Source organism: Hymenobacter siberiensis (assembly GCF_018967865.2).
Lineage (GTDB): Bacteria > Bacteroidota > Bacteroidia > Cytophagales > Hymenobacteraceae > Hymenobacter > Hymenobacter siberiensis.
In genome coordinates, this window is the sequence record NZ_JAHLZY020000001.1 from 2,678,753 (window position 1) to 2,697,029 (window position 18,277).

17 protein-coding genes are annotated in these 18,277 nt (G+C 57.9%); 10 read left to right on the plus strand and 7 right to left on the minus strand.

Annotated elements, in window-relative coordinates:
* The 4 genes from KQ659_RS11965 to KQ659_RS11980 form a co-directional block, all read right to left on the minus strand.
* On the minus strand, positions 1-747 hold the full coding sequence (locus KQ659_RS11965) for an SDR family NAD(P)-dependent oxidoreductase (RefSeq protein WP_216688588.1): 747 nt from the start codon (positions 745-747) through the stop codon (positions 1-3).
* An 88-nt stretch (positions 748-835) separates the two neighbouring features.
* Positions 836-1,639, minus strand: a complete 804-nt coding sequence (gene porT, locus KQ659_RS11970) for a type IX secretion/gliding motility protein PorT/SprT (RefSeq protein ID WP_216688587.1) — start codon at positions 1,637-1,639, stop codon at positions 836-838.
* Positions 1,588-2,316: a bifunctional demethylmenaquinone methyltransferase/2-methoxy-6-polyprenyl-1,4-benzoquinol methylase UbiE gene (gene ubiE, locus KQ659_RS11975; protein ID WP_216688586.1), complete on the minus strand. Its 729-nt coding sequence runs from the start codon at positions 2,314-2,316 to the stop codon at positions 1,588-1,590. The genes porT and ubiE overlap by 52 nt, the downstream gene beginning before the upstream one ends.
* 179 nt (positions 2,317-2,495) lie before the next feature.
* Complete coding sequence (locus tag KQ659_RS11980; protein WP_216688585.1) at positions 2,496-4,742, minus strand: OmpA family protein; 2,247 nt, start codon at positions 4,740-4,742, stop codon at positions 2,496-2,498.
* Between the two features lie 435 nt (positions 4,743-5,177).
* Here KQ659_RS11980 and yihA point away from each other — a divergent pair, with 435 nt between their 5' ends.
* From yihA to KQ659_RS11995, 3 genes are all read left to right on the plus strand, one after another.
* Complete coding sequence (gene yihA, locus KQ659_RS11985; RefSeq protein ID WP_216688584.1) at positions 5,178-5,798, plus strand: ribosome biogenesis GTP-binding protein YihA/YsxC; 621 nt, start codon at positions 5,178-5,180, stop codon at positions 5,796-5,798.
* A gap of 82 nt (positions 5,799-5,880) precedes the next feature.
* Positions 5,881-6,339, plus strand: a complete 459-nt coding sequence (locus tag KQ659_RS11990; protein WP_216688583.1) for an energy transducer TonB — start codon at positions 5,881-5,883, stop codon at positions 6,337-6,339.
* Between the two features lie 121 nt (positions 6,340-6,460).
* Positions 6,461-7,078: a DUF5606 family protein gene (locus tag KQ659_RS11995; protein ID WP_216688582.1), complete on the plus strand. Its 618-nt coding sequence runs from the start codon at positions 6,461-6,463 to the stop codon at positions 7,076-7,078.
* A gap of 191 nt (positions 7,079-7,269) precedes the next feature.
* Here the strand turns inward: KQ659_RS11995 and fbp are convergent, their stop codons facing one another.
* Complete coding sequence (gene fbp / locus KQ659_RS12000) at positions 7,270-8,322, minus strand: class 1 fructose-bisphosphatase (RefSeq protein ID WP_216688581.1); 1,053 nt, start codon at positions 8,320-8,322, stop codon at positions 7,270-7,272.
* Between the two features lie 215 nt (positions 8,323-8,537).
* Here fbp and KQ659_RS12005 point away from each other — a divergent pair, with 215 nt between their 5' ends.
* The 4 genes from KQ659_RS12005 to rsgA all read left to right on the plus strand — a co-directional run bounded on the left by KQ659_RS12005 (position 8,538) and on the right by rsgA (position 12,805).
* Complete coding sequence (locus KQ659_RS12005; protein ID WP_216688580.1) at positions 8,538-9,824, plus strand: aspartate kinase; 1,287 nt, start codon at positions 8,538-8,540, stop codon at positions 9,822-9,824.
* 121 nt (positions 9,825-9,945) lie between these two features.
* Positions 9,946-10,530 (plus strand): peroxiredoxin, encoded by a 585-nt coding sequence (locus KQ659_RS12010; protein WP_216688579.1) that lies wholly within the window; start codon positions 9,946-9,948, stop codon positions 10,528-10,530.
* Between the two features lie 47 nt (positions 10,531-10,577).
* A complete protein-coding gene (locus KQ659_RS12015; protein WP_216688578.1) occupies positions 10,578-11,828 on the plus strand; it encodes a 3-deoxy-D-manno-octulosonic acid transferase in 1,251 nt (416 codons plus the stop codon).
* Entirely contained in the window at positions 11,825-12,805 is a 981-nt protein-coding gene (rsgA, locus tag KQ659_RS12020) for a ribosome small subunit-dependent GTPase A (protein ID WP_216688577.1), read from the plus strand. The genes KQ659_RS12015 and rsgA overlap by 4 nt, the downstream gene beginning before the upstream one ends.
* 104 nt (positions 12,806-12,909) lie before the next feature.
* Here rsgA and KQ659_RS12025 read toward each other — a convergent pair whose 3' ends face one another.
* Positions 12,910-13,545 carry a fasciclin domain-containing protein gene (locus tag KQ659_RS12025; RefSeq protein ID WP_216688576.1) on the minus strand — a complete coding sequence of 212 codons (636 nt, stop codon included), beginning with the start codon at positions 13,543-13,545 and terminating at the stop codon, positions 12,910-12,912.
* A gap of 196 nt (positions 13,546-13,741) precedes the next feature.
* On the opposite strand from KQ659_RS12025, the gene KQ659_RS12030 reads away from it, so the two are divergent.
* Positions 13,742-14,200, plus strand: a complete 459-nt coding sequence (locus KQ659_RS12030) for a peptidylprolyl isomerase (protein ID WP_216688575.1) — start codon at positions 13,742-13,744, stop codon at positions 14,198-14,200.
* A gap of 151 nt (positions 14,201-14,351) precedes the next feature.
* On the opposite strand, the gene KQ659_RS12035 is transcribed toward KQ659_RS12030, so the two are convergent.
* Positions 14,352-14,933 carry a DUF3109 family protein gene (locus KQ659_RS12035; RefSeq protein WP_216688574.1) on the minus strand — a complete coding sequence of 194 codons (582 nt, stop codon included), beginning with the start codon at positions 14,931-14,933 and terminating at the stop codon, positions 14,352-14,354.
* Positions 14,934-15,034: 101 nt separating this feature from the next.
* Here KQ659_RS12035 and KQ659_RS12040 point away from each other — a divergent pair, with 101 nt between their 5' ends.
* Positions 15,035-17,284 (plus strand): ATP-dependent helicase, encoded by a 2,250-nt coding sequence (locus KQ659_RS12040; RefSeq protein ID WP_216688573.1) that lies wholly within the window; start codon positions 15,035-15,037, stop codon positions 17,282-17,284.
* Between the two features lie 194 nt (positions 17,285-17,478).
* Positions 17,479-18,222, plus strand: a complete 744-nt coding sequence (locus KQ659_RS12045) for a DUF4290 domain-containing protein (RefSeq protein ID WP_216688572.1) — start codon at positions 17,479-17,481, stop codon at positions 18,220-18,222.
* Positions 18,223-18,277: the final 55 nt, after the last annotated feature.

Genomic DNA, 18,277 nt, shown 5'->3' on the forward strand with positions numbered 1-18,277 from the left:
CTACTTCCGATTAATCGTAGTGGCCGCGCCCTGCGCGCCGGCCAGCACCAACACTTCGGCAATGGTTACGTGCGGCGGGCGCGTCACCATAAACACAATTACCTCGGCAATATCCTCCGGCTTCAGCGGCTCAAATCCTTCGTACACCTTAGCGGCCCGCGCCTCATCGCCCTTGAAGCGTACCTGCGAAAACTCGGTCTCCACGGCTCCGGGATTCACCTCGGCTACCCGCACGCCAGTAGGCAGCAGGTCGAGGCGCATGGTTTTGGTGAGCATCTGCACGGCGGCCTTGGTGGCGCAATACACGTTGCCGTTGGCATACGCCTCCTGCCCGGCAATGGAGCCAATGTTCAGGATGAAGCCCGTTTGGCGGGCCGTCATGCCCGGCAGCAGGGCGTGGGTCACGTTCAGCAGGCCGCGCACGTTGGCATCCAGCATCTGGTCCCAGTCGGCGGGGTCGCCGGCATGAATGGGGCTCAGGCCGTGTGCGCCGCCGGCGTTGTTCACCAGCACATCGGGAGCACGCAGGGCCTCGGGCAAGCTCGCCACGGCCGCATCCACCGCCGCGCGGTCGCGCACGTCGAACGTGAGCACGTGTACCGGCACCGGAGCCAGCTCTGCTACCAGCTCATCGAGCCGCTCACGGCGCCGCCCGGTCACCACCAGCTGGTAGCCGGCCTTAGCCAGTGCCACGGCCGTAGCCCGGCCAATGCCCGACGATGCGCCGGTTACGAAAGCAGTTTTCATTTTGTTGAAATAAGAAATCGGTATTAGGAAACCAGCAGTCAGACATATCATTCCAACTACCGGCTTCCCAATACCGACTACTGAAAAATTAGTTTTGAATATTGATGTACAGCGTCACTGAATTGGTGCTCATGTACTGCAAGCTGTTGCTGAACACGTCGTTGTGCCCCACCAGCAGGTTTTTCAGGCCGTGCGAAAACCGCAGCTCTGGTGCCAGCTTAAACAGCGGGTAAAACAGGTCCAGGCCCACGCCATACTCCAGCGTCAGGTCGCTGTTGAGCGCCTGCAGCTGGTTGCGCAACGGGTCGCTACGACGGTTGCTGGCCGTGATGCTCGGGCTGATACCGGCAATCATATACATCCGCGCATTGCGCCGCCGGTCCGACTGGTATTTAATCAGCAGCGGAAACTGCACCACTGTCGAGGTCACTTCCTGCGTCACAATCGAGTCTGGCACCGGGTAGTTGCGCGGCGTGAATTCCACTTTCCGCGTCAGGAAATTTATCCCGGGCGCAAAGCGAAAGATAAACGGTGAGCGGGGCCCGCCAAGCCGCGCATCGCCAATAAAACCTACCCCCAGACTCGGGCTGTAGATGGAATTGGCCGTCACGTACTGGCTGGAGATGTAGGCGCTCGATTGCTCAATCACAAACCGCGAAGCCGAGCCGCTGATGTACATGCCCGGGTGAAACCACCGGTCATCGTAGCCAGGAAGGTTCTGCACCGTGATGGATTTGATAGTGCCATTTTTGCCCCGGTTGGCCCGCGACTGAGCTTTGCGCTGTGCCATTGCGGCCGTGGGCAGCAGCAGCGCCAGCAAACCAAGCAGCAGCAGGCGCTTTATTTCTGCGCGGTGTAGATGGAGCTTATTCCGAAGGTGAGTGGTTGCCATGCAGGTTCTTTGAAGCCGACCTTAGCGAGAATAGCTAGGAAATCGGGACCGTCGGGGAAGGCCTGCACCGAGGCCGGCAGATAAGTATACGCCGACTGGTCTTTGGAAATCATCTTACCAAAGACCGGCAGTACCCGACTAAAATAAAAATTATACGCTTGCTTAAGGGGAAATGCACTGGGCTTACTGAATTCCAGGATAACAAGCTTACCCCCCGGCCGCAGCACCCGCCGCATTTCGGAAAGGCCGGCTTCGAGATGCGCAAAGTTGCGCACCCCAAAAGAGGCCGTCACCGCGTCAAACTCACCGTCCTCAAACGGCAGGTTCTCCGAGTCACCGAGTTCCAGCTGAATGCGATGGCCCAGGCCTTTGGCGGCCAGCTTGCGCCGCCCAACTTCCAGCATTCCTTCCGAGATGTCGACGCCCGTTATCCGGGCATCGGGAGCGGCGGCCCGCAGGGTTTCAATGGCGAAATCGGCGGTGCCGGTCGCAATATCCAGAATGCGGGCCGGGCGCAACGCTTTCAACTCATCTACCGCTTTGCGCCGCCAGTAAATGTCGGTGCCTGCGCTGAGAAAATGATTGAGAAAATCGTACTTGCCCGCGATGGAGTTAAACATCTGGGCAACCTGCGATTTCTTATCGGCGGAATTGTCTTTGTAGGGTACGACGGCCATGTGCGGGCGCAAAGAACGTTAATGAAGCGGGAAAATTGTTCTCCCCCAACGCCCAATCGGGCTGGTTTGTTAGCGGGCACTACCATAAAAGAACAGCAGCGCTCCCGAACGCATGATAATAAAAAGCGGGCCGGACAAACTGCCCGGCCCGCTTCCCAATTTAACTGCCTGAACGATAATTAGTTCTTGGCTTTCACTTTGGTTTTTTTGCCGTTGGCGTCTTTGGCTTTGGCATCGAGCTCACCGTTTTTAGTCACGGTTTTCGACTTCTCACCAGCGCTGCCTTTGGTTTTAACCTTCACTTTATCCGAATCCTCGTCCACCTTGGTTTTCACCTTGGTGCCATCGGCCAGTTTCACCTTGCTCTTGCCGGGGCTCAGCGGAGCAGCTGTTGTGGTCGTGGTGGTCGTCGAACCGCTCATGCCAGTGTCGGTAGCGCTGGTCGGAGCCGTCATGGTCGGCATGGCTTCGCCTTCCTTCAGCACCACTTTAAACTCATCGCGGCGGTTGAGCTGCATGTTCTCGGGCGAATCGTTCGGCGCGGCCGGACGACGCTCGCCGTAGCTCACGGTCGTCATGCGAGCCTCAGCAATACCCTGCTTCTTCAGGTAGTTGAAGGCGGCGTTGGCGCGGTTCTGGCCGAGTACCATGTTGTACTCGTCGGTGTTACGCGAGTCGCAATGGCCTTCTACCGAGATGTTAATGCCGGGGTTAGCCATCAGCACCTGGCTGATTTCCTTCAGGGTCGTAATCGACTCCGGACGCAGCTTATACTTGTCGGTATCGAAGTAGATATTCTTGGTAGCAAACATGTTCGTTTGCGTCGTATCTACATAGTTGATGTAGAAATTCTTCGTGATGGTCGTCGAATCATTCGTCGAAACCGGCACGGCAAATTCCTGCGTCTCAATCGGCTTACCGTCCTTGCTCACGGCCACCTGGTAGGTACGGCCCGAAAGCACAGCTACCTGATAAGCGCCATCGGGCTTGGTTACGTCGCGGAAGCTCAGTGCCGTTTTATCAGCCTGCGAACCGCTGAACACCAGCTCCACACCCGGAATTACCGTGGTGCTGTCTTTCGACGAGAATACCTTACCAACGATGTTGGCGTTCTTGATGTAGTTGATGGTGTAGATGTCCTTCTCACCGTAGCCGCCAATGCGGTACGAGCTCAGGTAAGCGTAGGACCCATCGGGGCTCAGGCGGTAGTAGGAGTCATCGTCCGGCGTGTTCACGGGGTAGCCCATGTTCTGGGCCGGGCCCCATTTGCGGCCAGCTTCGTCGTATTCCGACTTGAAGATGTCGTAGCCGCCCATGGTATTGTGGCCGCGCGACGAGAAATACAGCGTTTTACCGTCTTTGCTCAGGTACGGGCTATCATCGTCGTACTTGGTATTGATATTGCCACCGAGCGACTTAGCCGGGCCAAAATCACCTCCCGCCACGCGGGTTGATACGTACAGGTCGAGAGTACCGTCTTCCGAATACTTACCGGTAGCGAAGTACAGGGTCAGGCCGTCCGGCGTAATGAAGGCATCGCCTTCGTAAGCTTTGGAGTTGATATTGCCATCCAAAGGCTTGGGCACGCCCCAGTCGCCACCGCTTTTGTCCGATACGAAGATGTCACCGTTGTTGTCGTTGCGGTACATCAGCAGCTTACTGTCGTTATCGAACAGCTGCGTCGAGGCATCGTGGCCTTTGCCGTTCAGCACACCGCTCAACGAACGGGGCTTTTCCCAATTCTCATCGTCAATGCGCTTAGACTCAAAGATGTCTTCGTAGTATTCGCCATCGGCAGCTACGCTCTTGTTCTTTTTGTCCGAAACCTTGCCAGTGGCACCGGTCACGTTCTCACCCCGCGAGGTAAAAATGAGCATTTTGTTATCCGACGAAATTACGGGGCTGTGCTCCGAGAACTGCGTGTTGATGGTGGGGCCCAGGTTCTTCACGAAGATGTCCTTGGGCGAGTTGAACTGCACCTTAGCATTCTTGCTGTGCTGAATGAGCTGTGCCAGCTCCTCTTTGCGCTGGTCGTTCTTCTTCAGGGTAGCGTTGTAGGCCTGAAAGTGGGCCACGGCCTCGTCGAAGTTGTAGTTGAGGTGGTCAACCCGGCCGAGCCAGTATTCCACGTCCTTCGAAACTTTCGGCTTCAGCTTCTGCGCTTTGTAGATGTAGTCGCTGGCCTTCTCCTTGTCGAAAGACATGTAGGAAATGCCGGCATTAAACAGCGCTTTGGCGTTGTTCGGGTCTTTGGCCAATACCTTTTCGTAGTAAGGAAGGGCAGCGCGGTAGTTTTCCTGCTCGAAGAACTTGTTGCCGGTTTTAAGGTCCTTACGCGTGCTTTGCGCCTGTGCCGGGGAGGCAATTGCGGCGGTGAGGGCAACGGCGCACGACGCTTGCAGTAACCTTCTGGATAAGTTGTCCATTTGAGGAGAGATTTGAAAAAAAGAAATTTCTGAAGGGATTGTAAGGAAAGAGTGCGCCGCCGGAGCAGCGGCAGAAAACTATATTTTGGGCTTATACTGAAAAAACGCGATAGGGTTAGGCTTTAATGCGCATTTGCGCAGAAGGTAACCGACTATCGGGCCAAAAAGCCCACACGAAACCACGCCATGGCAAAGCCAATGACGGGCAAAGATAGGCTGTTTGGATGCGAAAAGCGGTTTTCGGCAAAATTTCGGCCATTCAGGTGTGGTCGAGTTCGGCGGCAGTGGCTGGCTGGCTTGACTGGCATGCCGCGCAAATATAGAAGCACTAATTAAATAGCCATCCCCTGACGCATTTTTATTTATTCGGCGTTAGGTGGCATTCCGGCGTAATTTTACGGCTTGTTAATTCCCCGTTTATTCTCCGCCTTATCTATGGTTATTCACGACGCGCGCTTTCTGATGAGTAATTCACGGGCCGACTTATGCCCCGCTCCTACGCTGCCCGAATACGCTTTCATCGGCCGCTCCAACGTGGGAAAGTCGTCGCTTATCAATATGCTGACGGAGCGCAAGGGGCTGGCCAAAACGTCATCTTCGCCGGGCAAGACGCAATTAATTAATCATTTCGTTATTAATGACACTTGGTTTCTGGTCGATTTGCCGGGCTACGGCTACGCCAAAGTGAGCAAAACCTCGCGCGCCGAATGGGCCAAGATGATTAACTACTACCTGCGCAACCGGGCCAACCTGATGTGCGTGTGCGTGCTGATTGACTCGCGCCACGCGCCGCAGACCGCCGATTTGGAATTCATGGAAAAGCTGGGCGAAGAGGGCATTCCCTTCGTGATGATTTTCACAAAGGCCGACAAGCAGTCGACGGCCCAGACCAAGGCCCTGCTGACCGAGTACCTGCGCAAGATGAGCGAAATCTGGGACGAGCTGCCGCGCTACTTCCTGACCTCGGCCGAAACCGGCCTGGGCCGCGACGAAGTCCTGGATTTTATTACTGACGTGAACGAACAATGGGTGGCCGAGGCCGCCGCCAATGCGTAGATTGGCCCCGAAATTGCCAACCACCCACTGGCCCGCATGGGCTGCATTTTCCCCCTGTTTTCCTCCGCCCTTTATGAACATCATGACCAAAAATATTTCTATACCGCAGCTGGCCCTGAGCCTGCTGCTGCTGGCCGCAGCGCCAGCCGCCGCCCAAACCACTCCCAATATTGCGCCGCCCAAGTCGCAGGCCGAGAAGGGCACAGGCATTGGGTCGGCCGGCAAGGTGATTCCGGTGGCTGAATACTACGAAGGTGGCCAGGCGGCCATGTACGACTTCATTGGCAAGGAACTCAAGTACCCACTAATGGCTAAGCGCAACCGCATTCAGGGCCAGTGCATTGTGAGCTTTATCCTGAATCCTGACGGCACCATGTCGGGGGTGAAGCTGGTGAAGCAGGTGGGCGGCGGCACGGGCGAGGAAGCCCTGCGCGTGGTGCGCCTGCTGAAGTTCAAGGCCCCGGAATATCCGATTCTGACCAGCCTGCCCATCGTGTTCAAGCTCGGCGTGACGGGCTCGAACGCGACGGAAGGACAATAATCCGTAGTTTTGCGCTGAAGAAGGAGGAATGAGGAATGAAGTTGGTGAAATGGCCCCACGGCGTTTCTTGCTTCATTCCTCATTCTTTCTTCCTCGTTCTTCATTCTCAATATTCCCAAAAATGCCCTACGAATTGCAAGAATTGGCCGCTATCAGCGGCATGCCCGGCCTGTACCGCCTGGTGCGCGCCGCCCGCCACGGCGTATTGGTCGAAAGCCTCGACGAAAAAGCAACCCGCACGTTGGCCCCGGCCCGCAACAAAGTGTCGCTGCTGTCGGAGATTTCCATCTATACCCAGGACCCCGAAGAGACGGTGCCGCTGACGGAAGTATTCGAGCGTATCTACCAAAAGCATGGCGCGGCATCGCCCGTGACGGCCAAGTCGAGCGAGGATGAGCTAACCAGTTTCCTGGCCGGCGTGATTCCCGACTACGACCGCGACCGGGTGTATCTGTCCGATATCAAGAAGCTGGCCAGCTGGTACGGCATCGTGAGCAAGCACCGCCCCTACCAGGAGGCAGCCGCTGCCGAAGCCATCGAAGAAGCACCAGCAACGACAGAAGAAGCACCGAAGCCCAAAGCCAAATCGGCCAAAGCCACCAAAGCCGACACCGAGCCCAGCGCCGATGAGCCCCTGAGCACCGGCGGCGTAATTGGCGCAGCCGACGAAGCGCCGACCGCCGAAGGCAACCCGGAGGCTACCGCCCCGGCCAAGAAAAGCCGCAAGAAGGCCGAGTAGTTCGACCTTTTTACAACAAAAAGCCGTTCCTGATATCAGGAACGGCTTTTTTGTTGTCGAACAGGAACGGTCATGCCCATCTGGCGTCCGCGTAGCCAAAGCATCTCTACCGCTTCGTTGATTCAGCATTGATTACTAAAGCATGCGAGATACTTCGGCTACGCGGACGCCAGATGGGCATGACGAGGTGCTTATTTAGCATCGGCTTTGATTTTGGACTCTTTGGCGGGCTGCTCTTTGGCCTGCTGATACTGAGCAATCAGGGCTTCGGCCTGCTCCACGAGGTCTTTGCTGCCGATGAAAACGGGGCAACGCTCGTGCGGCGTCTGGGGCTCGATTTCCATGGTGCGGCGTTGGCCGTTGCTACTCTTGCCGCCGGCCTGCTCCACGATGAACGCCAGTGGGTTGCACTCATACATGAGGCGCAGCTTGCCGTTGGGGCTTTTGGCGGTGGCGGGGTAAATGTAGATGCCGCCCTTGAGCAGGTTGCGGTGAAAATCGGCCACGAGCGAGCCGATGTAGCGGGCTGAAAAGTGCTGGTCTTTGCACTGCTTCACGAAGGCCGCTACGCCGGGGGCGAACGATTCGGAGCTGCCCTCGTTGATGGAGTAGACGGTGCCGGTTTTGGGCGTCTGAATATCGGGGTGCGAGAGGAAGAACTCGCCCAACGAATGCTCGTAGGTGAAGCCATTCACGCCGTTGCCGGTCGTGTAGACCATCATGGTGCTGGAGCCGTAGATGACGTAGCCAGCGGCCACCTGGTGGGTGCCGGGCTGCTGGCAGTCGGCCACGGTGCCCTCGCGGCCGGTGGGCGATACGCGGCGGTAGATGCTGAAAATGGTGCCGATGCTCACGTTTACATCGATGTTGCTCGACCCGTCGAGCGGGTCGATGGCCACCACGTACTTACCCTGGTTGTTGCCGGTCTGAATCATCTCATCGTCCTCCTCGGAGATGATGGTGCAGACTTCGCCCCCGTTGCGCAGGGCGCGGATGAAGCGGATGTTGGCAATAACGTCGAGCTTCTGCTGGTCTTCGCCCTGGATGTTCTGGCTGCCGTAGGCGCCGGCAATATCGATGAGGCCGGAGCGGTTAATTTCGCGGTTTACAATCTTGGCAGCCAGGGCGATATCGCGCAGTAGCTGGGAGAGCTCACCCGTGGCGTAGGGGAAATCTTCCTGCTTGCGCATGATGAAACGGTCGAGGGTAGTGCCGACGGGTAGGGCCAGTTTATTGTGGTCCATAAGCGAGTTGGGAGTCGAAATGAGGTAGCGGGAATGCTCAACAAAGCTACTCTAGCGGGGGCGAAGTGCAATCGGTTGCGTTTGCGGCGGCCTCTGGAGGAGCGGTAAAAATTGCTGACGGCACAGTATTCTGCAAGGATGGCAGCACCCGATAAAACCGTATTGAAGCGCCTGGAAAACCGCATTTGCGGCCGGCGGCGCTACTTTTGGGGCCTATGGATACAGCACAGGGACTTCAGGTGTACAAATTTGGCGGGGCGTCGGTGAAGGACGCGGCGGCTATTCTCAACCTCTGCCGCATTGTGCAGGATTTTGGGCCAAAAGGGCCGCTGGTGATTGTGGTGTCGGCGATGGGCAAGACGACCAATGCGCTAGAGGAGATTTATGATTTGGCGTTTGCTGGACAGGCTTACACTGAGAAGCTACGGACCTTGGACCAGTTTCACTGCGGGGTAGCCGATGCCGTGGCTTCCGAGCCCGACGACAAGTTTGGGATGCCGGGCCTGGGCTACGGTGCGGTCACTCTGGGCACCCTGCTGGAAGAATTGCTGGAGCGGCTGGGCGGCGTGATGCCCGGTGACTATGACCAGCAGTACGACCAGATTGTAGGCTACGGCGAGTTGCTGTCGTCGCTCATCATGGCAAAAGCCTTAGGGGCGCAGTGGCTCGACTGCCGGTCCCTCATCTGCACAGACGACAACTGGCGCGAGGCCCGTGTGGACTGGGCCGCCACCGAGCGCAACATCGGCGCGGCTCTGCCCCCACTCCTGGCAAGGGGCTTAGTAGTGACCCAAGGCTTCCTGGGCGGCACCGCCGATGGCCGCACCACCACCCTCGGCCGCGAGGGCTCCGACTATACGGCCGCCATCCTGGCCTACTGTCTGCGGGCCGAGTCGGTGACCATCTGGAAAGACGTGGCGGGCCTGCTGAACGCGGACCCCAAAATATTCCCCGACACGGTGCGCTACCCCGAAATCAGCTACCGCGAAACCATTGAGATGGCGTATTACGGCGCGTCCGTCATCCACCCCAAAACGCTGAAACCGCTGGCCGACCGCAACATTCCGCTGCGCGTGAAGTCGTTTCTGGACCCCGAGGCGGCAGGCACGCTCATTCACGACTGCCAGCATGCTGCGCTGGCCCCGGCCTTTATCCGGAAGACGGACCAGGCCCTGCTGTCCTTTGCGAGCAAGGATTTTTCGTTTATCTCGGAGGAGAATATGGCGGTGATTTTCGGGGCGCTGGCGCAGGCCAAGCTCAAGATTAACGTGATGCAGAACTCGGCCATCAGCTTCTCGGTGTGCGTCGATTTTTCGGAGCGGCGGGTGCATCAGCTGCTCGATTTGCTGCGCGAGCAATTTACACTGCACTACAATACCGGGCTCACGCTGTTCACCATAAAGAACTACGATACGGCTAGCATTGCGCGCCTCACGGCCGGCAAGCGGCTGCTGCTGGAGCAGCGCACGCGCCATACGTTTCAGTTTGTGTGCCAGGGCTGAGAGCACAACCTCCGCACCGCAGATGCAGTAAAGCGCAGGCCCGGCTGATGGCGGTGGCTGAGCGAATTTTCCATCAATATGGGAGCGAAGCGCCGCTTCGCTCCTACTTACACATCCTGACATGGCAGTTCTCGTGGGCAAGCGCGCCCCTTCCTTCAAGGCCACAGCCGTGATTGGCGGCAAGACCGAAGAAGAATTTTCGCTCGACCGCTACCTGGGCAAGAAGCACGTATTATTCTACTTCTACCCGGCCGATTTCAGCCGGGTATGCCCCACCGAAATCCTGGCATTTCAGGACCGGCTGGCAGAGTTTGAGCGCCGGGGCGTGGCCGTGGTGGGCTGCTCTACCGACTCGCACTACGTCCACCTGGCCTGGCAGGAAACGCCCCGCGACCAGGGCGGCATTGCCGGCGTGGCCTACCCGCTGGTGGCCGATGCCACCAAAACCATTTCGGCCAACTACGACGTGCTGGGCGGCCACTACGACTACACCGAGCAGGGCGAAATGACCTTCGTGGGCTCGCCAATGGCCTATCGGGGCCTGTTTTTGATTGACCGCGACGGCATTGTGCGACACCAGCTGGTGAACGACCGGCCGCTGGGCCGTAGCCTTGGCGAAGCCCTGCGCATGATTGATGCCCTGCAATTCTACGAGAACAACGGCGAGGCCTGCCCCGTGGATTGGGAAGCCAATAAGGATATTTAACCGTGGCCCGAAACATCGACTGGGCGCGTAGTGCGTAATTTTGGGCCTTGCTTTTCCTCTACGATACCGCCCTTGGCCTGTATGGCCTGTTGCTCCGGCTGTTAGCGCCGTTTGTGCCCAAGGCCGCCGCCTGGGTGGCGGGCCGGCGCGGGCTGCTGGCCCACATTCGCCAAACCATTGGGGCCGATGCCGCGCCCCGCGTGTGGTTTCACTGCGCCTCGCTGGGCGAGTTTGAGCAGGGCCGCCCGCTGATAGAAGCCTACCGGCAGGCGCACCCCGGCACCAAGGTGGTGCTCACGTTTTTCTCGCCCTCGGGCTACGAAATCCGCAAAAGCTGGCCGGGCGCCGACTACATTTTCTACCTCCCCCTGGATACCCGCGCCAATGCCCGGGCTTTTCTGGATGCGGTGCAGCCCCGCCTAGTGGTGTTTGTGAAGTACGAGTTCTGGTATCATTTCCTGGATGAGGCGTTTCAGCGCCACATTCCGGCCATCGTGGTGTCGGCTATTTTCCGGTCCGAGCAGGTGTTTTTCAAGCCCTGGGGCGGCTTTTTTCGAAAAATTCTCGGACGCTTCACGCATATTTTCACGCAGAACGAAGCATCGGCCCAGCTGCTGCGTGGCGCAGGGATTAAACAGGTGAGCGTGGCCGGCGATACCCGTTTCGATACCGTAGTGGCCACTGCGCTGGCCCCGGCCCGCTCGCTGCCGCTGGTTGATGCCTTTGTGGCCGACGGTGCACCCGTGCTGGTAGTGGGCAGCAGCTGGGCCGAAGACCTGCCCGTACTGCGCCCGCTGCTGGCACGCTACGGTCCGGAGCTGCGCGTGCTCATCGCCCCGCACGAAGTGACGGAAACCAACCTGCGCCTAGTTGAAACCACGCTACCGGGGCCGGTGCAGCGCTACTCGCTGGCCGATGCGGCTACCGTAGCCCAGGCCCGGGTGCTGCTGTTTGATAACGTGGGCTTGCTCAGCCAGCTCTATCGGTTTGGCGAATATGCCTACGTGGGCGGCGCGTTCGGTAAGGGCCTGCACAACACGCTGGAGGCGGCCGCGTTCGGCCTACCGCTGTTTTTTGGGCCTACATACGGCAAGTTTCAGGAGGCCGTGGAGCTGGTGGCCATGAAAGGCGCGTTCCCCGTGCAAAGTGGCGCCGAGCTGGAAGCCGCCTTCACTTACCTCTGGAACACCGACGAGGCCCGCCTGCGCCTCCAGGATACCATTCTCGATTACGTGCACGACCAGGCCGGGGCCACGCGCACCATCATGGCGGCCCTGCGCACTCTCACCCCCGCATGACAACGACAACCACCACCGATACCTACCTCCCCGATGGCCCCACCGGCCTGCTGCACGGCATCGTGGTGAAGTCCACGGGCTCGTGGTACATTGTGCGCGGCCTTGGCACCGGGCAGCTCTACCGCTGCCGCCTACGCGGCAAGTTCAAGATTAAGGGCCTGAAAGCCAGCAACCCGCTGGCCGTGGGCGACCTGGTCGATTTCAGCATTGAGGCCCAGACCGAGGGCGCGGGCGTTATCTCGCACATCGCCCCGCGCCGCAACTATATCGTGCGCCGCTCGGTGCACAAAACCGGCCACGTTCACATCGTAGCGGCCAACCTCGACCAGGCGCTACTGGTAGTTACGCTGGTGTCGCCAGCTACTTCGTTCGGATTTATCGACCGGTTTCTGGTGACGGCCGAGGCCTACCACATTCCCGTCACGCTGCTCTTCAACAAAACCGATTTGTACGACGAGGACGGCTTCGAGTACCAGGCCCAGATTGCGGGCATGTATGCCAGCCTGGGCTATCCCAGCCGCACCTGCGCCGCCACTACGGGCGAGGGCGTGCCCGAAATCGACCACCTGCTCGATGGCAAAGTGAGCTTGCTGGCCGGCCACTCCGGCGTGGGCAAAAGCACGCTCATCAATGCCCTGGTGCCCGACCTCGACCTGAAAACCGCCGAAATCAGCGAATTCTCCGATAAAGGCGTGCACACTACTACTTTCGCCGAAATGCTGGAAGTGCGCCCCGGCACCTTTATCATCGACACGCCCGGCATAAAGGAGCTGGGCCTCGTGGATTTGCCGCCCGCCGAGCTGGCCGGCTACTTCCCCGAGTTCCGCGCCCTGCTGGGCCAGTGCCGCTACCACAACTGCCAGCACACCCACGAGCCCGGCTGCGCCGTGCGCGAAGCCGTGGACCAGGGCCGCATTGCCCTGCCCCGCTATGACAGCTACCTGAGCATGCTGGCCGGCGAGGATAACCGGCACTAGCGCTTGCGCCTCAATAAAAAGGAGGAGTGATGAACGAGGAATTACCAGCTGGTAATTCCTCGTTCATCACTCCTCCTTTTTATTGAGGCGCAAGCGTCGTCGTATTACTTGGCAACAGGCAGCACGACAGTGTCAATTACGTGGGTCACGCCGTTGCTCGAAATTACGTCGGCGATTTGTACGGTAGCGGGGGCATCTTTGCCATTGCCAACCATAACCTGTCCGTTTTTCACCGTAACGTACAGCTTTTCGCCGTTCACGGTGGTCAGCTCCTGACCGTCTTTCAGGTCGGCAGCCACGAGGCGGCCGGGGATGACGTGGTAGGTGAGCACAGCAGCCAGCTTGGCTTTGCTGGCGGGGTCCATCAGGCCGGCTACGGCACCTTTGGGCAGTTTGTCGAAGGCAGCGTTGGTGGGGGCAAACACGGTGAAGGGACCCGTACCGCTCAGGGTTTCAGCCAGGCCAGCCTGCTTCACAGCGGCAACCAGCGTGCTTACGCTCTTGGCACCGGCAGCATTCTCCACGATGTTTTTATCAGCCGTCATGGCCACGCCGTCTACCATCACGCCCTCGGGCTTGGCCATGCGGGCCGAATCGCCGGCCATCGATGCGATAGAATCAGCTGGATTCACGGTGCTAACAGTTTTGGTTTCGGTGGTGGCGGACTTGTCATTGCCGCAGCTAGCCAGCATGAGGGAGGTAGCCAGGGCAACCAGCAGGGGAGCAAAAGATTTTTTCATGAAACAGGTTGGTGTGAAAGAAGAAAAACAGGTAGGCAAAAAATAATTCTTGCCGTAAACGAATCTACGACTGTTAGCTTACGAAGCAATAGCCTACCCCGGATGTTTCGTAAGCCCATCAAATTATTACCTTCGCCGGCCGAAAGCAGTGTCTGCTTTCGGCAAAATTGTTTAATCCGCTAAAAAAACGCGATTCATGAAAACTGCCGCAATCCACACCAAAAAGGGTGTAATGAAAGTTGAGTTCTACGAGCAAGATGCTCCGAACACCGTTAAAAACTTCACCGACCTCGCCGAGAAAGGCTACTACGACGGCCTAAAATTTCACCGCGTCCTCCCGAATTTCGTTATTCAGGGCGGTTGCCCCAACACCCGCGAAGGTGCTAAGGGCCAGCCCGGCACCGGCGGCCCCGGCTACAAAATCGACTGCGAAACCAGCGGTGGCCACCAATACCACGAGCGCGGCGCGCTGAGCATGGCCCACGCCGGCAAAAACACGGGCGGCTCGCAATTCTTCATCGTGCACTCGCGCGACAACACCGCCCACCTCGACCGCGTGCACACCGTGTTCGGCAAAGTGGTAGAGGGCCTGGACGTTATCGACCAGATTTCGCCCAATGATGAGATTGAGAAAATCGTGGTGACGGAGGCGTAAACAGCCTCCTGAACAAGAAAGAACGTCAGGCTGAGCGTAGCCGAAGCATCTCTACTGCAACACTAATCCAATCAAGAGGAATAGTTGCGCGGCAGAGATGCTTCGACTACGCTCAGCCTGACGTTCTTTTTTTCGGATGCTCCGCCCAGCCCTATTTCTTCCCCTCCGGCGTCGGGTTCTCAATTTCCTGCACCAGCTGCCCGTACCAGCCCTCGCCGTACTTGCGAATGAGCGGCTCCTTGAGAAACTGGTACACTTTCACGCCCAGCTTGCCGCCGAAGTCACAGGCCGGATTGCAGATATTCCACCGGTCGTAGTTCAGCGCGTCGAAGCCTTCGTACTTCGTGATGCGAATGGGGTACAGGTGGCAGCTGATGGGCTTTTTGAAAGTGGTTGCGCCGGCCAGATAGGCCTGCTCGATGCCACATTTCAGGATGCCGCGCTCGTCCCAGAGGGCGTAGGCGCACTCCTTGTCCTCAATGGTAGTGGTGCTGAAATCGCCCTCCCAGTCCTTGATATACAGGCCCTGGGCTTCGATAGCAGCCTGCCCGGCCTCGGTGAGGAAGGGCTTGATGTTGGCGTATTCCTGCTCCAGAATCCGTAGCTCGGGCTCTTCGAGCGGCGCGCCGAGGTCGCCCTCCACGCAGCAGGCTCCTTTGCAGGCGTCGAGGTTGCAGACGAAAAAGTTGTCGGCGATGTCATCGGAAATGACCGTTTCCTGGATAATAATCATTCACAAAGATAACCCCGGCGGCGCGCGCCCGAAATGATGCCCATCCCCTGCCCGGACCTCCGTACCTTTGTAGACCCACTCAAAAAGTGGCTTATTCGCACATGGCACTAGATTATCTTTCCCTCCTCAATCCGTCGCAAGCCGCTGCGGTGATGCAAACCGAAGGCCCTTGCATGATTATCGCCGGGGCTGGCTCGGGCAAAACCCGGGTGCTCACCTATCGCATCGCCAATCTGCTCGAAAAAGGCGTCGACCCGTTCAACATCCTCGCCCTCACTTTTACCAACAAGGCCGCCAAGGAAATGCGCGCCCGCGTAGAAAAGGTAGTGGGCCCGGCGGCCCGTAGCCTATGGATGGGCACATTTCACTCGGTTTTTGCCAAAATCCTGCGCTCTGAGGCCGATAAAATCGGTTATCCGCGCAGCTTCACCATCTACGACTCGCAGGATTCGAAAACCCTGATTGGCCAGATTGTGAAGGAGTTGGAGCTCGACGACAAGCTCTATAAATCCAGCCTGGTGCTGGGCCGCATTTCGGCCGCCAAAAACAAGCTGATTTCGCACAACCAGTACCTGAACGATGCCGCCATCAAGGCCGACGACGAGGCGACGATGCGGCCCAAAATCGGGATTCTGTACCAGCAGTACCAGCAGCGCTGTTTCAAGGCCGGCGCCATGGATTTTGATGACCTGCTGTTTAATACCAACGTGCTGTTTCGCGACCACGCCGACATTCTGAATAAATACCAGAATATGTTCAAGTTCGTGATGGTGGACGAGTATCAGGACACCAACTATTCGCAGTATTTAATTACCCGCAAGCTCGCGGCAAAAGAACGGAATATCTGCGTGGTGGGCGACGATGCGCAGAGCATTTACGCTTTCCGGGGGGCGGATATCACCAACATTCTCAATTTTGAGAAAGACTATCCCGAATTGCAGGTATTTAAGCTGGAGCAGAATTACCGCTCCACAAAAAACATTGTGTGGGCCGCCAATTCCGTCATTAAAAACAACCAGGCGCAATTACGCAAAGATGTATTTTCGGAAAATGAGGAAGGCACGCTGATTGAGGTACTAAAAGCTGCTTCGGACAACGAGGAGGGCAAATTAGTGGCCAATTCTATCTTCGAGGATAAGATGAACGGGCATTTGTCGTACGACAATTTTGCTATTCTTTACCGCACCAATGCGCAAAGCCGCGCGATGGAAGAATCGTTGCGGAAGTTAAATATCAAATACAAAATTGTTGGGGGCCTGTCGTTTTATCAGCGCAAGGAAATCAAGGATTTGGTGGCCTATTTACGGCTTACCGTTAACCAGAACGATGAGCAGGCTATTCGCCGGGTAATTAATTACCCAAAGCGCGGAATTGGTGATACCACCATCAGCAAACTGATTACGACGGCCGACGAAGCCAACCATACGCTATGGGAAGTAGTGGCCCACGCCGACCAGTTTATGGCGGCGCGGGTGAGCAACCCCGTAGTAGGCTTCGCCGAAAAAATCAAGAGCTACATCGTGGTTGCCGAGAAAGAGGATGCTTTTGAAGCGGCCAAATTCATCGCCAAAAACTCCGGCATGCTGGAGGAGCTTTACGCCGACAAAAGCATCGAAGGCCTCTCGCGTTACGAGAACATTCAAGAGCTGCTGAACGGCATCAAAGAGTACGTAGACGACCCCGAGCGCGAAGACAAAAGCCTCGGCGCTTTCCTGCAGGATATTGCGCTGGTGACGGATTCGGACCTGAAAGATGCCGCGCAGGAAGGCGAAGCCGTGACGCTGATGACCATTCACTCGGCCAAGGGCCTGGAATTCCGCAACGTGTACATCGTGGGCATGGAGGAAAACCTCTTTCCGAGCCAGATGATGATTACCTCGCGGGCCGATTTGGAGGAAGAGCGCCGCTTATTCTACGTGGCCATCACGCGGGCCGAGAAAAAGCTGACGCTCAGCTACGCCACCTCGCGCTACCAGTGGGGCAACCTGCGTAGCTGCGAGAAAAGCCGCTTTCTGGATGAAATTGACCCGCGCTTTATCGATTTCAAATTTTCCTCCGGGCCAGGACCGGCCGAGGGCTCGCCGTTCCAGCACGTATTCGAGCGGCGCTCAAACCTGATTCCTACGCCACCGCGCAAGGTGCAGGCCACCAAATACGTAGCTCCGGCCGACTTCGCGCCCTCCGACACTTCTAAGCTGCAAACCGGCCAGCGCGTGGAGCACGCCAAGTTCGGCTTCGGCATGGTAAGCGCGCTCGAAACGCAGCAGGGTACTACCAAAGCTACTATCCAGTTTGAGGAAGTGGGCGAGAAAGTGCTGCTGCTGAGCTTTGCCAAGCTGCGGGTGCATTAATCTGGCAGCCCTTACAGCACGTCATGCTGAGCTTGCCGAAGCATCTCTACCGCTTCGTTGCAACGATTTAATTGCTCCTGCGGTAGAGATGCTTCGGCAAGCTCAGCATGACGTTCTTTTATGTACCACGCGACACCCCCCACGCCGTATCTTTGGCCTGAGCCCCGCCCCCGGCGGCCTCCCTCCTGCTTTTTATGACCGATATTAATTCCCTGCCCTTCCACCTGCAGCTGCTGGTGCGCGAATACGGGCACAGCACTTACCAGCTCATTCAGGGCCTCAAAGACATTGAGGACGTGGCCGAGCGCACCAAGCGCGCCACCGCCATTGTGCAGCTCATGCTGCGCCTGCAGCCGGCCCTGCGCGACCTGCCCGAAATCCAGACCCGCCTCTGGAACCACCTGCACGCCATGGCCGGCGAGGACGTGGCCCTGGAAGCCCCCGTGGCCCTGCGCAGCCTCACGGTACGCACCGAAAAACCCGGCCGTGTGCCTTACCCGCGCACCGCCCCCAAGCTGCGCGTTTACGGCGCAGCCATCGAAGCCCTGATTGCGAAGGCCCTCACCCTGGAGGATGCTGACGAGCGCGAGCAGGCCACCATCCAGATTGGGCGGACGATGAAGTTCCTCTACCGCCAGCACAATAAGGAAAACGCCAAAGACGTAACCATTCTGAAGCATTTGGGCGAGCTTTCGGGCGGTAAGCTCACACTCGACCCGACATTGGTGGACAGCGAAAACCTGTTTGAGATGCCGGCGGCACCAGCCGGGACGAAGCCGTTTATCGTGCCCCAGCCGCAGCCCCAGCAGCGCGAAGGCCAGAACCGCGACCGCCGCGAAGGCCGCGACCGCGACAACCGGGGCAGTGGCTTTGGCAACAAAAACGGCAAAAAGCGCAAGAAAGGCCGTAGCCAGGAGCCGCAGCAGCCCCCGCAATAATTGCTTTAGCTGTTAGCTGACAGCTATATAGCCGTCAGCATTTTAGTGAAACAAG

What these genes read in the sequence shown, in the direction of transcription:
- KQ659_RS11965 (WP_216688588.1), bottom strand. Translation starts at nt 747, where the DNA reads ATGAAAACTGCTTTCGTAACCGGCGCATCGTCGGGCATTGGCCGGGCT.
- porT (WP_216688587.1), bottom strand. Translation starts at nt 1,639, where the DNA reads ATGGCAACCACTCACCTTCGGAATAAGCTCCATCTACACCGCGCAGAA.
- ubiE (WP_216688586.1), bottom strand. Translation starts at nt 2,316, where the DNA reads ATGGCCGTCGTACCCTACAAAGACAATTCCGCCGATAAGAAATCGCAG.
- KQ659_RS11980 (WP_216688585.1), bottom strand. Translation starts at nt 4,742, where the DNA reads ATGGACAACTTATCCAGAAGGTTACTGCAAGCGTCGTGCGCCGTTGCC.
- yihA (WP_216688584.1), top strand. Translation starts at nt 5,178, where the DNA reads ATGGTTATTCACGACGCGCGCTTTCTGATGAGTAATTCACGGGCCGAC.
- KQ659_RS11990 (WP_216688583.1), top strand. Translation starts at nt 5,881, where the DNA reads ATGACCAAAAATATTTCTATACCGCAGCTGGCCCTGAGCCTGCTGCTG.
- KQ659_RS11995 (WP_216688582.1), top strand. Translation starts at nt 6,461, where the DNA reads ATGCCCTACGAATTGCAAGAATTGGCCGCTATCAGCGGCATGCCCGGC.
- fbp (WP_216688581.1), bottom strand. Translation starts at nt 8,322, where the DNA reads ATGGACCACAATAAACTGGCCCTACCCGTCGGCACTACCCTCGACCGT.
- KQ659_RS12005 (WP_216688580.1), top strand. Translation starts at nt 8,538, where the DNA reads ATGGATACAGCACAGGGACTTCAGGTGTACAAATTTGGCGGGGCGTCG.
- KQ659_RS12010 (WP_216688579.1), top strand. Translation starts at nt 9,946, where the DNA reads ATGGCAGTTCTCGTGGGCAAGCGCGCCCCTTCCTTCAAGGCCACAGCC.
- rsgA (WP_216688577.1), top strand. Translation starts at nt 11,825, where the DNA reads ATGACAACGACAACCACCACCGATACCTACCTCCCCGATGGCCCCACC.
- KQ659_RS12025 (WP_216688576.1), bottom strand. Translation starts at nt 13,545, where the DNA reads ATGAAAAAATCTTTTGCTCCCCTGCTGGTTGCCCTGGCTACCTCCCTC.
- KQ659_RS12030 (WP_216688575.1), top strand. Translation starts at nt 13,742, where the DNA reads ATGAAAACTGCCGCAATCCACACCAAAAAGGGTGTAATGAAAGTTGAG.
- KQ659_RS12035 (WP_216688574.1), bottom strand. Translation starts at nt 14,933, where the DNA reads ATGATTATTATCCAGGAAACGGTCATTTCCGATGACATCGCCGACAAC.
- KQ659_RS12040 (WP_216688573.1), top strand. Translation starts at nt 15,035, where the DNA reads ATGGCACTAGATTATCTTTCCCTCCTCAATCCGTCGCAAGCCGCTGCG.
- KQ659_RS12045 (WP_216688572.1), top strand. Translation starts at nt 17,479, where the DNA reads ATGACCGATATTAATTCCCTGCCCTTCCACCTGCAGCTGCTGGTGCGC.